The following is a 13,850-nucleotide window of genomic DNA, read 5'->3' as shown; positions in this document are numbered from 1 at the left end:
TCGCAGGAGCCACGGGTGGGGCTCCTGCGACAAACGGTGCCTACACCGCCAGCGTGCGGCCGCCATCGACGCGGATGATCTGTCCGGTGACGAACGGTGCGTCGCGCAGCAGCCAGAGCACGGCGGAGGCGACGTCCTCCGGCGCGCCGGCGCGCTGCAGCGGCGTGCGCGAGAGCATCGCGGCGCGGTCGTCGTAGTCCTTGCCTTCGGACGGCCACAGCACCGCGCCAGGGGCCACGCCGTTGACGCGCACCTCCGGCGCCATGTCCTGCGCCAGCGTGCGCGTCATGGCGGCCAGCGCGGCCTTGGCCATGACGTAGATCGGGTGGCCGGCCAGCGCGCGCTCGGCGTAGATGTCCACCAGGTTGACGATGGCCCCGCGCGACTCGCGCAGCGCCGGCCACGCGGCCTGGGCAAGGAAAAACGGCGCCCGCGCGTTGGACGCGAACAGCTCGTCCCACTGCGCTGCCGTGGCGCTGCCCACGGGCGTGGGAAAGAACGCCGACGCGTTGTTGACCAGCGCATCGAGCTGCCCGAAGCGCGACGTCACCTGTTCCACCAGCGCGGGCAGGCGCTCGACCGCGGCAAGGTCGGCCTGTACCGCCAGCGTGCTGCCGGCGCGCGCGCGCTCCAGTTCCTGCAGCAGCCCGGCAGCCTCGTCGGCGGAGTGGCGGTAGTGCAGGGCGAGGTCGTAACCGGCCGCGTGCAGCGTGCGGGCGATGGTGGCGCCGACGCGGCGGGCGCCACCGGTGACCAGGGCGACGGGGCGGGGATGCTGGATGCTCATGCGGCGAGCTTGCCGCAAAGGGAGCCGGGCGTCACGGCGGCGGTGGGGCGTCCGGTTCGATGACATCGTCCGGCTCGGTCCCGTCATCCGGGATCGCCATCGGTTCGGTGCGCACCAGGGTGCCGCTGCCGAACAGGTCGATCGCCGTGCGCGCCACGCTGCGGGTGTCGTACCAGGCGTAGGCGCCCACGCCCGCGGCGCCTATCACCGGCAGCCAGCGCGAGATGCCGGCGCCGACCGCGCGTTGCGACAGGCTCACGCCGATCCGCTTGGCCACGCGCTCGGCCAACGTGGCCGAAAGCTGGCGGAACAGCAGCCGGTCGCCCATGCGCACCACCAGATCGCGGAACGCCTGCGCCGCGGTGTGGCGGAACAGGCACCACAGCATCTGCTCGCGGCCCAGGCTGGCGTGCTGGCCGTAGGCCGCCGCGATGTCGCTGACCATCTGGGCCTGGATGCGCCAGATCGCCACCAGTTCGGGCAACACCGTCAGCCAGCCGAGCGGGCCCGGCGGCAGCGCCAGCGAACCGGCCGTGAGCGCCGCCTTGCGCGAGGCCTGGGCGGCCAGTTCGCGCGCCTTCGCCTCCGGGTGCAGGCCCCGGTGGACGTGGCTACCGGGGATCTGGCTGGCGAAATCGAGGATCGCCGCGGTAATGCGGCTGTGCTCGATCGGCGCGGGCACGGCGGGAACCTGGGTCGGCGAATCGGCCATGGGTACTCCTGCAGGCGGGAAGCCCAGTGTGGGTGACTGGCCGTGAATGGGGCATGCGGCGCGATGAGGCATGACCTCTGGCCCGGGGCAGATGGCGAGCTGAATTGTTACGTTATAACATCACCTGCCAACCTCCCTTGGAATACTGCCGATGCCCCGTACGCTGCTCGCCCTAAGCCTTGCCTGCGCCCTGAGTCCCGTCTTCGCCGCCACCACGCCGCGCGATGCCACGACCGGCGACGCCGAGGCGCCGCCGGCCCCGCAGCAGGTGCACGAGCTGGGCACGATCGACGTCAGCGCAGCGCTGGACCTGGCGCGCAATACGCTCTCGCCCGATACCGGCTCGAGCCAGTACGTGATCGACCGGCAAGCCATCGCGCAATTGCCGCTCGGCGCGGCCACGCCGGTCAATCAGGTGCTGCTGCAGGCGCCGGGCGTGGTGCAGGATTCCTACGGCGGCCTGCACGTGCGCGGCGATCACGGCAACCTGCAGTACCGCATCAACGGGGTCATCATTCCCGAGTCGATCTCCGGCTTCGGCCAGACGCTGGATGCGCGGACGATCCAAAGCATGAAGCTGCTCGACGGCGCGCTGCCGGCGCAGTACGGGCTACGCACCGCGGCGGTGGTCGACATCACCACCAGGAGCGGCCACCAGCTCGGCAATGGCGGCAGCGTGGGCGTCACGGGAGGCTCGTTCGGCACGCTCAACCCGAACGTCGCGCTGTGGGGCAGCAGCGACCGCTGGAGCGGTTTCTTCACGGCCAACCATCTGGAAAGCGATGCGGGCATCGAGAACCCGACTGCCAGCCGCAAGCCTATCCACGACCACACCGACCAGCTCAAGAGCTTCGGCGACGTCAGCTATCTGATCGACGCCGACACGCGGCTGAACTTCCTGTTCGGCACCGCCAACAACCGCTTCGAGATCCCCAATGTGCCCGGCCAGCAGCCGCAGTTCGGCTATCTCGACCGCACGACTTTCGATTCGTCCCTGCTCGACGCCCGCCAGCGGGAAAACACACGCTTCGGCGTGCTCGCGCTGCAGGGCAAGCTCGGCCATACGGGTTACCAGGTGTCGCTCGGCCAGCGCTACACCGACGTCGACTACACCCCCGACCGGGCCGGCGAGCTGATGTTCAACGGCGTCGCCTCCGCCGTCACCCGCAGCAACCGCGCAAGCACGCTGCAGGCGGATTTCGCCACGCCGCTGGGTGGCGCCCACACGCTGCGCTACGGCCTTTACGGCAGCTTCGAGCGTGCCGGCAGCGGCAACGACGCCTGGGTGTTCCCCGCCGACGCCCGGGGCGGCCAGGCCAGCACCACGCCGCAGGAAATCCTCGACGCGAACCGCCTCACGGCGAAGACCTGGTCGGCATACGTGCAGGACGAATGGAGCCTTGGCGAGACCTGGACCCTCAACCTGGGCCTGCGCGGCGACCGCTACCGGTTGGAGCGCACCGAGAGCCAGCTCAGCCCGCGCGTCGGACTGGTCTGGCAGGCCACCGGCAACACGGCGGTGCACGCCGGCTATGCGCGCTACTTCACGCCACCAGCCACCGAAATGATCACCAGCGAGAACATCGCCCGCTTTGACGGCACCACCAACGCGGTGCCGGACCTGGGCAACAACACGCCGCTGGCCGAGCGCTCGGACTATTTCGACACCGGCGTGCAGCAGGTGCTGGGGCCGTGGACGCTCGGCGTGGACGCCTATTACCGCAAGGTCGACCGCCTGCAGGACGAGGGCCAGTTCGGCTCGGCGCTGGTCTACTCGACGTTCAACCTCGCCAAGGGCCGGGTCAAGGGCGTCGAATTCACCGCCGACTACAGCGCAGGTCCGATCTCGGCCTACTTCAATTTCGCGGCCAGCAAGGCGGTCGGCAAGGGCATCATCACCAGCCAGTACAACTTCGATCCGGACGACCTGGCCTACATCGCCCAGCATTACATTCACCTCGACCATGACCAGACGCTGGCCTCCTCCGGCGGCATCAGCTACGCGCTCGGCGAGCGCACGCAGGTCGGCGCGGAATACCTGTTCGGCAGCGGCCTGCGACGTGACGGCGCGGTACCCAACGGCGATCACCTGCCGGCGTATTTCCAGCTCAACCTGAGCGTGGCGCACGACTTCACGGTGGGGCGTTTGGGCGACCTCCAAACCCGGCTGGCGCTGATCAACGCGCTGGATCGCGGCTACGAGCTGCGCGATGGCAGCGGCATCGGCGTGGGCGCGCCGCAGTTCGCTCCGCGGCGCGCGGTGTATCTGAGCCTGCAGAAGGATTTCTGACCGCCCCTACGGCGCGCGTTGCCGCTGGACTGACATGGCATCGGCTACCCTCCCGGTTTCACCCAAGCACCTGACCGCATGGCCTCACGACTTCCCGATCCCGGCGCCGACGAGCGCGCGCACTCCGACCGCCTGCTGCAACTCCTGCGCGAGCAGATCGCCTCGCACGGGCCGATGCCGTTCGCCCAGTACATGGAGCGCTGCCTGTACGCGCCGGGCCTGGGTTACTACAGCGCCGGCAAAACCAAGTTCGGCGAGGCAGGCGATTTCGTCACTGCGCCGGAACTGGGCAACCTGTTCGCGCGCTGCGTCGCCAACGCGGTGCAGCCGGTGCTGGCGATGCTGGGCGAGCAGGCTGACTTCCTGGAGCTCGGTGGCGGCAGCGGCGCCTTTGCCGAAGCCGTGCTGCCCGCCTTCGCCGAGGCCGGCACCCTGCCGCGCCGCTACCTGATCCTGGAGCCCAGCGCCGACCTGCGCGAGCGCCAGCGCGAACGCCTCGCCGCCGAGCTGCCGGCGGAAATCAACGCGCGCGTGGCGTGGCTCGACCGCCCGCCCGAGGAAGCTTGGCGCGGCGTGCTGTTCGCCAACGAGGTGGTCGACGCGCTGCCGACCACACGCTTCACCCTGCGCGCCGGCGAGGTCTACGAGGAACACGTCGCGCTGGATGGCGAGGGTCGCCTGATGCGCACCGACCGTCCGGCCGATGCCCTGGTCGCCGGCGCCGTGCGCCACCTGGAACGCGACCTGGGGCAGCCTTTCGAGGACGGCTACCGCTCCGAAGTGCTGCCGCAGCTTCCGTACTGGGTGCAGGCGGTCGCCGGCACGCTGGAGATGGGGCTGATGCTGTTCATCGACTACGGTTACGTGCGCCGCGAGTACTACCTGCCCGAACGCAGCGACGGCACGCTGATGGCGCACTACCGCCACCACGCGCACGGCGATCCGTTCCATTTCCCGGGCCTGAACGACCTGACCGCGTCGGTCGATTTCACTGCGCTGGCCGAGGCCGGCAACAGCGCCGGCTTCGGGGTGGCGGCGTATCTGCCGCAGGCGCAGTTCCTGCTGGCCAGTGGCCTGCAGTCGGCCTTCGAGCATGTACACGCGCAGGCCGGCGACGACTTCGCCCGCCACCGCCTGGCGCAGGAAGTGCGCCGGCTGACCATGCCCGAACAGATGGGCGAGCGCTTCCAGGCCATGCTGTTCGCACGCGGATTGCCCGCCCTGCCGTTGGCCGCCGAACTGCTCGCCGCGGACCAGGGCGGACGGCTGTGAACGCACTGGTGAGGGAGGCGGCGCCCCTGCGCTGGCATCGCGGCTGGGCCGTGCTCGGCGTTCTGCTGATGGTTGCCGTGGCGGCCATCGCGCTGCTGCCGGCGACGCGCCATCTCACCGCCATGGCGCTGGCCCTGCCCGAAGGCGACAAGCTGCTGCACATGGTCGCCTTCGCGGCGTTGATGGGCTGGTGGGGCAACCTCTATCACCGGCCGCGCCCTCGCCTGGGCGTGGCGGCCGCCTGCCTGCTGTTCGGCTTGCTGATCGAGCTGGCGCAGTGGCCCCACAACCCCAAGGACGCGAGCGTGTGGGACCTGGCGGCCGATGCGCTGGGGCTGGCCCTGGGCGCGCTGCTGCTGCGCACGCCGCTGGCCGGCGTGCTCGCGCGCGTCGAGCGCGGGCTTGGCATGCAGCAGGCGCAACGGTGATGCGTCGAACCTCCCCCGTTCGCCGGGAAAGCATGGACAGGTGCACCAGACCGTCGCCGAACGCTAGGAAGTGAAACCCGGCCAACCCTGTGCATGCCGGCGGATGAGCGCCGCCAGGCTCGCCACCTGCTCGGGCGAATCGTTGAGCGCGGGGATGTAGCGAAGCTCCTGCCCACCGGCGGCGGTGAAGAAATCGCGGTTCTGCATGGCGATTTCCTCCAGCGTCTCCAGGCAATCCACCGCGAACCCGGGGCAGGCCACGTCCAGGCGTTTGACGCCCTCGCCGGCGAGCTGGCGCACGGTGGCATCGGTGTAGGGCTGCAGCCACGGCTCGCGGCCCACGCGCGACTGGAAGCTCAGCAGCAGCTGCGTTTCGTCCAGTCCCAGTCGCGCGCGCAGCCGCGCCGTCGTGGCCTGGCACTGGGCGAGGTAGGGATCGCCCAGGCGCACGTAGCGCTCGGGAATGCCGTGGAAGGACAGCAGCAGCTTCTCGCCGCGGCCATTGGCTTCCCACCAGCGTTCGATACGCGTGGCCAGCGCGTCGATGTGCGCCGGGTCCTCGTGGTAGTCGTTGACCACCCGCAGCTCAGGCGGCCAGCGCAGCTGCTTGAGCGTGTCGGCCACCGCGTCGATCACCGAGCCGGTGGAGGTGGCCGAATACTGTGGATACAGCGGAAGCACCAGCAACCGGCGCACCCCGGCAGCCTGCAGTTCGGCGATCTTGGTCGCGACGGACGGTGCGCCGTAGCGCATCGCCAGCGCGACACGCGCCTGGTCGCCGAGCTCCGCCTGCAACGCGATGGCCAGCGTTTCGCTCAGCACGCGCAGCGGCGAGCCGGCCTCGGTCCAGATCCGCGCATAGGCATGCGCGGAGCGGCGCGGACGGATCGCCAGGATCACCCGGAGGATCGGCCACCACAGCCAGCGCGGGTAATCGATCACGCGGCGGTCGGAGAGGAACTCGGCCAGGTAGGGCCTGAGCGCACGCGCCGTCGGCGCCTCCGGCGTGCCGAGGTTGACCAGCAGCACGCCGATCGCACCCGGCTGAACGTTCCGGTCAGGGGCGTGGTCTGAAGGGCCGGTATAGTGGTCGCGCTGTGGCATCGAAGGCGTCGGCGGCGTGCAGGCGGTGGAGTCTGCCACAAGCCGCCGGACGCGCCCCCGGGCACCGTTGCCGCACCCCCCGTTTTCCCTGCGCAAGGAGTTCTCCATGTTCAAGGCATTGCGTCGTAGCTCGCTGATCGCATTGACCCTGCTGCTGCCGGCGATGGCCGCCCACGCGGAGGACCCGCCGCTGGTGCGCGCGCAGAACGCGGTGCGCGTGCTGCACGAGATCATGCAGGCGCCGGACAAGGCGATCCCGAACGACCTGCTGGGCAACGCCAAGGCGATCGCGGTGATCCCCGACATGGTCAAGGCCGGCTTCATCTTCGGCGGCCGCCGCGGCGAAGGGCTGATCTCGGTACGCAGTGCGGACGGCACCTGGTCCAATCCCAGCTTCATCACCCTCACCGGCGGCAGCGTGGGCTTCCAGGCGGGCGTGTCCTCGACCGACGTGGTGCTGGTGTTCCGCACCCAGCGCGGCGTGGACTCGATCGTCAACGGCAAGTTCACCCTCGGCGCCGATGCCGCCGCCGCGGCCGGCCCGGTGGGCCGCACCGCCAGCGCAGCCACCGACGCGCAGATGAAGGCGGAGATTTATTCCTACTCGCGCTCGCGCGGCCTGTTCGCCGGCGTGGCGCTGGACGGCTCGGTGCTGCGTATCGACTACGACGCCAACGAGGCCGTGTACGGCTCCGGCATCACGCCGCGGCGCATCTTCGAAGGCGGCGTCGCCAACGTGCCGGGCCCGGTCGTGGACTTCCGCGACCAGCTCGAGGAGTACACTGCGCGTTGATCCCGTTGCTGGCATAGCGCTGGCAACCCCAACGGTTTTCGGCACAGTCCGTCAGAGGTTTGAAGTCATGGGTCTGGACAGTTTTTGGCATTGGATCATCCTGCTCGTCGTGGTGTTGGTGATCTTCGGCACCGGCAAGCTGGCGAAGATGGGCCCGGATCTGGGCAACGCCGTGCGCGGCTTCAAGAAAGCCATGCAGGGCGAGGACGATGAGGAAGAGGCCAAGCGCAAGGCGCAGGAGCAGCTGCGCGCCGACCCGCCGGCCGCGGACGCCACCGCCAGCAAGGCGCGCGACACCAGCGAAACCAAGTAAGCGCGCGGTGGCGCGGCGATGATCGAGATCAGCTTCGGCAAGATGCTGCTGCTGGCGCTTATTGCGCTGCTGGTGCTCGGCCCGGAAAAGCTTCCCGGCGCGGCGCGCACCGCCGGCGCGTTGATACGCCGCGTGCGCAACACCTGGGACAGCGTGCGTACCGAGGTCGAGCGCGAGCTGGAGATCGAGGAGATCAAGCGCACCGCCCGCGAGGCCGCCGCGCGTGCCGAAGCCGCGCAGGCGCAGATGAACGCCACCGCGCGTGAAGTGCGCGCGGCGGTCGGTTCGGTGACGGCCGCGCCGGTTCCGGCCACCGAGCCCGAACCGGAGCTCGCACACGCCCGGTTGTCCGGGGAGGCCACGGACGGTGACGACGAGCCGCCACCCGAGCGCGACACACGTACCGGCGACCTGTTCGCCGACGACCCGGAGCACGCCCCGGTGAAGGAACATCCGCATGGCATCGCCTGAGCCCGAGCCGCAGGTCGACCTGCAGCAGGGCCTGTTTTCGCACCTGATCGAACTGCGCTCGCGCCTGCTCAAGGCCTGCGCGATGGTGTTGATCGTGCTGCTGGCGCTGATTCCCTTCGCCAACCGGCTCTACACGCTGCTGGCCGCGCCGCTGGTGGCTCACCTGCCGCGGGGCGCGCACCTGATCGCCACCGAGGTGGCCAGCCCCTTCATTACCCCGTTGAAGCTGGCCTTCTACACCGCGCTGTTCATCAGCATGCCGGTGATCCTCTACCAGCTGTGGGCGTTCGTCAGCCCCGGCCTGTACAAGCACGAGAAGCGGCTTGCGCGACCGCTGCTGCTGGCGGCGCTGGTGCTGTTCTACGTCGGGTGTGCGTTCGCCTATTTCCTGGTGTTGCCGGCGGCGTTCCGCTTCCTCACCGCGGTGACGCCGGTGGGCGTGGAGATGATGACCGACATCACGCATTACCTCGACTTCGTGATGCTGATGTTCTTCGCCTTCGGCCTGTGCTTCGAGGTCCCGGTCGCGGTGGTGATCCTGGCCGCGGTCGGTGTGGTGGACGTGGCCAAGCTGCGCAGCGTGCGCCGCTACACCATCGTGGGCGCCTTCGCGATCGCCGCGGTGATCACGCCGCCGGACATCACCTCGATGATCATGCTGGCCGTGCCGATGTGCCTGCTCTACGAGCTGGGCGTGCTGGCGGTGCGCTGGCTGGTCAAGCCGCGCGACGAGGCTTCCGAATAGCGCGATGTCTGCTCCCTCTCCCCGTCGGGGAAAGGGAGCAGGGCGGTTACTGCACGGCGTCGGGCCGATGCCCCAGCGCCAGCCCCTTGAGGATGTTCAACGCCTGCGCCAGCGTGTAGTCCTGGGTGGCGAGCTTGGCATTGTCCGCGCTGCCGTCGTTGTCGATGTCCTGCGCGGCGGCGGTGTTCTCGTTGGCCAGGTGATGCTTGAGATCGGCTTCGGAACTGATCAGCTCCGGCTCGCTGTCGGCCTGGTTGACGGTGAGCTCGGCCAGCGCGATGTCCGGCTTGATGCCTTCGGCCTGGATCGAGGTGCCGTTGGGCGTGTAGTAGCGCGCCGTGGTGAGCTTGACCGCGTGGTCGGCATCCAGCGGCAGCACGGTCTGCACCACGCCCTTGCCGAAGGTGCGCCGCCCCACGATCAGCGCACGATGGTCGTCCTTGAGCGCGCCGGCGACGATCTCCGCCGCCGAGGCGGTGCCGTTGTCGGCCAGCAGCACCATCGGAGCACCCTGCAGCAGGTCGCCCGGGTGCGCATCGAATTTCATGTTGGCATCGGCCAGCCGTCCGCGCGTGCTGACGATACCGCCCGCGTCGAGGAAGTCGTCGCTGACCGCCACGGCCGAGGTGAGCAAGCCGCCGGGGTTGGAGCGCAGGTCGAGCACCGCGCCCTTGGGTTGCCCGTGCTTGGCCACGTAATCGGCGAACTTGCGCTCCAGGTCGTCGGCGGTGTCTTCCTGGAACTGGCTGATGCGGATGTAGGCGTAGCCGGGCTGCAGCTCACGCAGCTTCACGCTGGTCACCGAGATCTGCTCGCGCACCAGCGGCATGTCGACCGGCTGGTCGCTGTTCTCGTGCAGGATGGAGAGCGTGACCTTGCTTCCCGGCTCGCCGCGCAGCCGCTTGAACATGTCGTCCACGTTGTCCGGATCGACCGCCTTGCCATCGATCTTGACGATGGTGTCGCCGGGCTTGATGCCGGCGCGCGCGGCCGGGGTATCGTCGATCGGCGCGACGATGCGCAGCGTGCCGTCCACTTCCAGCACCTCGATGCCCAGGCCGCTGTACTGGCCGGTGGTGTCCTCGGAAAGCTGCTGCAGGCCCTGCTTGTCCAGGTATTCGCTGTGCGGATCCAGCCCGCTCAGCATGCCGCTGATCGCCGCCTTCATCAGCGTCTTGTTATCGACCGGCTCGACATAGGCCTGGCGGATCACTTCGTAGACGCGGCTGAAGTTGCGCACGTCGTCCAGGTCGACCGGATCGGGCGCGCTGGCGGCCTTGGCTGGCACCGCCGTGCTCGCTGCGGCGGCCGGGGCCTGCTGTGCGTGCAGCGGCGCGAACGCCAGCGCGGCGGTCACGGCGCAGGCCAGGGCACGGGGGATCGGATGCATGCGAAGACTCCTGGGTATCCGGCGGATTTCGACCACACGGGGGCGCGGTCGTTCCAAAACTAGCCGGTGGCGTGGAAAGAAGGGCGTCAACGCCGCTTGGCCAGCCAGCCGCGCGGGTCGACCGGCTTGTTCTTGTGACGCAGTTCGAAATACACGCCGGTGTTGACGCCGGTGGTGGGGCTGGCGGTGCCGATCGCCTCGCCCACCTCGACCTGGTCGCCGACGCTGTGCAGCAGGCTTTCGTTGTTGCCGTACATGCTCAACCAGCCATCGCCATGGTTGAGGATGACCAGCAACCCGTAGCCACGCAGGAACGCGGCATAGACCACGCGGCCGCGCGCCACGGCATGCACTTCACTGCCGTCGTCGGCCTTGATCAACACGCCGTTGCCGTAGCTCACCACCGGGCCGGTCGCAGGCCAGGGCAGATTGCCACGGATGTCGGCCTTGCCGCCGGCGCGGCTGGGCGCGGCGGGGCTGGCGCGATCGCTGCGGGCGGCCTCGCGCGCGGCATCGTCGATGGCGCGCTGCAGCTTGTCGACCAGGTGGTCCAGCGATTGCGCGTTCTGCTTCATCGCCGCCAGGCGCTGGGTCTCGTCCTTGTACTTGGCATTGGCCTGGGCCACCAGCTTCTGCTGCGCGGCGCGCCGGTTCGCCAGCGTACTGGCCTTGTCCGCGCGTTCGGCGCGGGTGGCGGCCAAGGCCTGCTGCTCGGCCGTGATTCCGGCCTCCAGTTGCTGCAGATGGCTGAGCTCGCCCATCAAGGCGGCGACGCGCGCGGCGCGGTCCTGCTGGAAATATTTCGAATAGGCCAGCGTGCGCGCGATCTGCGCGAGATCCTGGTCGCCCAGCAACAGCCGCAGGTCGGTGCCGCGGCCGAGCGTGTAGGTGGCGCGGAGCAGGTCGGCGATGGCGGCGCGCTGGCCGGCCAGGCGCTGCTGGAGTTCGTCGCGCTGCTGCTGGAGCTGGTCCAGCTCCTGCTGCTTGGCCGCCAGCGCGGCATCGGTTTCGCGCAGTGCGCGGGCGGCATCCGCCAGGGCGTTGGCCTGGCGGGCGAGTTCGGCGTTGGCACTGTCGCGACGAGCGGCGGTCTGTGCCTGCTCGCGGGCGAGGGCTTCCATCCTGCTGCGCAGTTCGGCCAGTTGCTGTTTGGCCTGAGCCTGCTTGTGGAGCGAGGATTGCTGTGCCATCGCCGGCACGGCAGCAGCCAGCGCGACAACGGTCAACAGGAGGGCGAGGGCACGAGGGGCGGGTCGGCGCATGGGGACCGATTATCCCCGAAGCGGACGCGTCGTAGGGCGGGGTGGGCTTCAGCCGAACGGCTGTGGTGGGAGAGCGGCGGGCAGAAGCCCCCCTGCGTTCCCGCCAGCGTCCGCGCGGCGACAGCGCCTGCACGGGTGGCCGCTACCATGGCCGTTCGTCAGCGGACAGGCGGTGCGATGGGCAAACGTGGGAAGTGGATCGCGCTCGCAGCAGCCAGTTGCCCATGGGCATTGGTGGCGCAGACCGTGACCGAACTGCCGCCGGTCCCGGTGCAGGCGATGCGGCTGGACATCCCGCCGTTCGATCTGCCCGCCGCCTTGTCCCGCGCGCCAGTGGCCATCAGCGCCAGCGGCAAGCCGGGTGTAAATCTCTCCGAAGCGCTGGTCGGGGTGCCCGGCGTGCTGGCGCGCGACCGGCAGAACTACGCGCAGGACGAACAACTCTCCATCCGCGGCTTCGGGGCGCGCGCCACCTTCGGCGTGCGCGGCGTGCGGCTGTACGTCGACGGCATTCCCGCCACGATGCCGGACGGGCAGGGCCAGCTCTCGCACGTCGCGCTGGCCGCGGCCGATCGCGTGGAGGTGCTGCGCGGGCCGTTCTCGGCGCTGTATGGCAACTCCTCCGGCGGCGTGGTGCAGGTATGGAGCGCCGGGGGCGGGCCGGTGCCGGTGCGCGCGCTGGAAGCCTGGACCGGTGCCGACGCCAGCCTGCGCGTGGACGCCCAGGCGCGCGGCGTTACCGGCCCGCTCGACTACAACGTGGCGCTGGGCCACTTCCGTACCGACGGCTACCGCGCGCACAGCCGCGCGCAACGCACCTCCGGCAACGCGCGGCTGGGGTTCGACCTGGGCGCCGGTCGCACGTTGACCCTGGTGCTCAACACGCTGGCGCAACCACAGGCGCAGGATCCGCTGGGCCTCACCCGCGCGCAGTGGCACGCCGATCCGCGCCAGGCGGTGGACGCGGCATTCGCGTTCGACACGCGCAAGCGCGTGCAACAGCAACAACTGGGTGCGATCTGGAACGTCGAAGGCGCGCGCGATGACGTGCGCCTGATGGGCTACGCGGGGCGGCGGGCCGTGACCCAGGTGCTGTCGATCCCGCCTTTCGCGCAGCAAAGCCCCCTCAGCGCAGGTGGCGTGGTCGACCTGGACGGCGGCTACGGCGGCGCCGACGCGCGCTGGACCCACCGCGGCCAGGCGTTGGGTCGCCCGCTCGAATGGGTGCTGGGTACGAGCTGGGACGTGCAGGACCAGCACCGGCGCGGCTACGAGAACTTCATCGGCGACACCCTCGGCGTGGTGGGCGCGCTGCGCCGCGACGAGCACGACCGCGTGCACGACTTCGACCAGTACGGGCAGCTGTACTGGCATGTCGCCGAGCACTGGTCGCTGCTGCTCGGCGCGCGCCATAGCGAGGTGGCCTTCCATGTGCGCGACCGCTACGTGACCGCCGCCAATCCGGACGACAGCGGCCAGGTGCGCTATCGCGCCATCACGCCGGTGGCGGGCGTCGTCTACCGGCCCGGCGCGCAGGTGCGGCTGTACGCCAGTTACGGCGAAGGCTTCGAGACGCCCACCTTCAACGAACTGGGTTACCGGCGCGACGGCGGCGCGGGACTGGCGCTCGACCTGTCGCCAGCGCGCAGCCGCAACGAGGAACTGGGGCTGAAGTGGCAGCCGCATGATGGCGTGGGCGTCGAGCTTGCGCTGTTCCGCGCGGACAGCCGCGACGAACTGGCGGTGGCCAGCAACCACGACGGCCGCTCGACCTACCGCAACGTGGGCCGCAGCCGCAGGCAGGGCGCGGAGCTGGCGGTCGATGGCGACCTCGGCGCTGGCTGGCGGCTGCAGCTGGGCATGACCTGGCTCGACGCGCGTTTCCGCAGCGGCTTCCTCGCCTGTTCCGGCACGCCCTGCATCGTTCCCGACCTGCCGGTGCCGCCCGGTACGCGCATTCCCGGCGTGCCGCGGCGCTACGGCTCGCTGCGCCTGGAACGCGGCGGCGAGCTCGGCTGGCGTGGTGGCATCGAACTCGACGGCGCGGGCGCGGTGCCGGTGGACGATCGCAACAGCGCCATGGCGCCGGGCTTCCTGCGCACGGGCCTCGACCTCGGCTACGGGATGGCGCTGGGACGCACGCGGCTGCACGTGAGCGCGCGGGTGGACAACTTGTTTGACCGGCGCATCGTCGGCTCAGTCATCGTCAACGAAGGCAATGGCCGCTATTACGAGCCGGCGCCGGGTCGCAGCATGTCGCTTGGACTGCGCCTGGAGCTGTGA

12 protein-coding genes and 1 pseudogene are annotated in these 13,850 nt (G+C 69.9%); 8 read left to right on the top strand and 5 right to left on the bottom strand.

Translation table 11 applies throughout. From position 1 onward, the window contains the following. Nucleotides 1–40 precede the first annotated feature (40 nt). Nucleotides 41–787 (bottom strand): pteridine reductase, encoded by a 747-nt coding sequence (locus LQ772_RS15155; RefSeq protein WP_231321948.1) that lies wholly within the window; start codon nucleotides 785–787, stop codon nucleotides 41–43. A gap of 31 nt (nucleotides 788–818) precedes the next feature. Then, complete coding sequence (locus LQ772_RS15150) at nucleotides 819–1,499, bottom strand: hypothetical protein (protein WP_231321946.1); 681 nt, start codon at nucleotides 1,497–1,499, stop codon at nucleotides 819–821. Between the two features lie 151 nt (nucleotides 1,500–1,650). Between LQ772_RS15150 and LQ772_RS15145 the strand changes: the two genes are divergently transcribed. From LQ772_RS15145 to LQ772_RS15135, 3 genes are all read left to right on the top strand, one after another. Beyond that, nucleotides 1,651–3,789: a TonB-dependent receptor gene (locus LQ772_RS15145; protein ID WP_231321944.1), complete on the top strand. Its 2,139-nt coding sequence runs from the start codon at nucleotides 1,651–1,653 to the stop codon at nucleotides 3,787–3,789. A 78-nt stretch (nucleotides 3,790–3,867) separates the two neighbouring features. Then, nucleotides 3,868–5,061: a class I SAM-dependent methyltransferase gene (locus tag LQ772_RS15140; protein ID WP_231321941.1), complete on the top strand. Its 1,194-nt coding sequence runs from the start codon at nucleotides 3,868–3,870 to the stop codon at nucleotides 5,059–5,061. Next, nucleotides 5,058–5,489 (top strand): VanZ family protein, encoded by a 432-nt coding sequence (locus LQ772_RS15135; protein ID WP_231321939.1) that lies wholly within the window; start codon nucleotides 5,058–5,060, stop codon nucleotides 5,487–5,489. Before LQ772_RS15140 ends, LQ772_RS15135 begins: the two co-directional genes overlap by 4 nt. Nucleotides 5,490–5,552: 63 nt before the next feature. Here the strand turns inward: LQ772_RS15135 and hemH are convergent, their stop codons facing one another. Next, nucleotides 5,553–6,593, bottom strand: coding sequence for a ferrochelatase (hemH, locus tag LQ772_RS15130; protein ID WP_231321937.1), 1,041 nt, complete (start codon nucleotides 6,591–6,593; stop codon nucleotides 5,553–5,555). Nucleotides 6,594–6,699: 106 nt separating this feature from the next. On the opposite strand from hemH, the pseudogene LQ772_RS15125 reads away from it, so the two are divergent. The 4 genes and pseudogenes from LQ772_RS15125 to tatC form a co-directional block, all read left to right on the top strand. Continuing rightward, nucleotides 6,700–7,383: pseudogene (locus LQ772_RS15125) on the top strand (lipid-binding SYLF domain-containing protein); the annotation flags it as partial. A 70-nt stretch (nucleotides 7,384–7,453) separates the two neighbouring features. Beyond that, complete coding sequence (gene tatA / locus LQ772_RS15120) at nucleotides 7,454–7,699, top strand: twin-arginine translocase TatA/TatE family subunit (RefSeq protein WP_231321931.1); 246 nt, start codon at nucleotides 7,454–7,456, stop codon at nucleotides 7,697–7,699. Between the two features lie 18 nt (nucleotides 7,700–7,717). Further along, nucleotides 7,718–8,170, top strand: a complete 453-nt coding sequence (gene tatB / locus LQ772_RS15115; RefSeq protein WP_231321929.1) for a Sec-independent protein translocase protein TatB — start codon at nucleotides 7,718–7,720, stop codon at nucleotides 8,168–8,170. Further along, complete coding sequence (tatC, locus tag LQ772_RS15110; protein ID WP_231321927.1) at nucleotides 8,157–8,915, top strand: twin-arginine translocase subunit TatC; 759 nt, start codon at nucleotides 8,157–8,159, stop codon at nucleotides 8,913–8,915. Before tatB ends, tatC begins: the two co-directional genes overlap by 14 nt. Nucleotides 8,916–8,961: 46 nt before the next feature. Here the strand turns inward: tatC and LQ772_RS15105 are convergent, their stop codons facing one another. Together LQ772_RS15105 and LQ772_RS15100 are read right to left on the bottom strand one after the other, a co-directional pair. After that, nucleotides 8,962–10,305, bottom strand: coding sequence for a S41 family peptidase (locus tag LQ772_RS15105; RefSeq protein ID WP_231321925.1), 1,344 nt, complete (start codon nucleotides 10,303–10,305; stop codon nucleotides 8,962–8,964). Between the two features lie 86 nt (nucleotides 10,306–10,391). Continuing rightward, nucleotides 10,392–11,567 (bottom strand): murein hydrolase activator EnvC family protein, encoded by a 1,176-nt coding sequence (locus tag LQ772_RS15100; protein ID WP_425600804.1) that lies wholly within the window; start codon nucleotides 11,565–11,567, stop codon nucleotides 10,392–10,394. Nucleotides 11,568–11,744: 177 nt separating this feature from the next. On the opposite strand from LQ772_RS15100, the gene LQ772_RS15095 reads away from it, so the two are divergent. Further along, nucleotides 11,745–13,850 carry a TonB-dependent receptor family protein gene (locus LQ772_RS15095; RefSeq protein WP_231321923.1) on the top strand — a complete coding sequence of 702 codons (2,106 nt, stop codon included), beginning with the start codon at nucleotides 11,745–11,747 and terminating at the stop codon, nucleotides 13,848–13,850.

It is taken from the genome of Frateuria edaphi, assembly GCF_021117405.1.
In the GTDB taxonomy this organism is placed as follows: domain Bacteria; phylum Pseudomonadota; class Gammaproteobacteria; order Xanthomonadales; family Rhodanobacteraceae; genus Frateuria_A; species Frateuria_A edaphi.
Note: the sequence above shows the minus strand (reverse complement) of the source record. Positions and strands in the feature narration are given on the sequence as shown.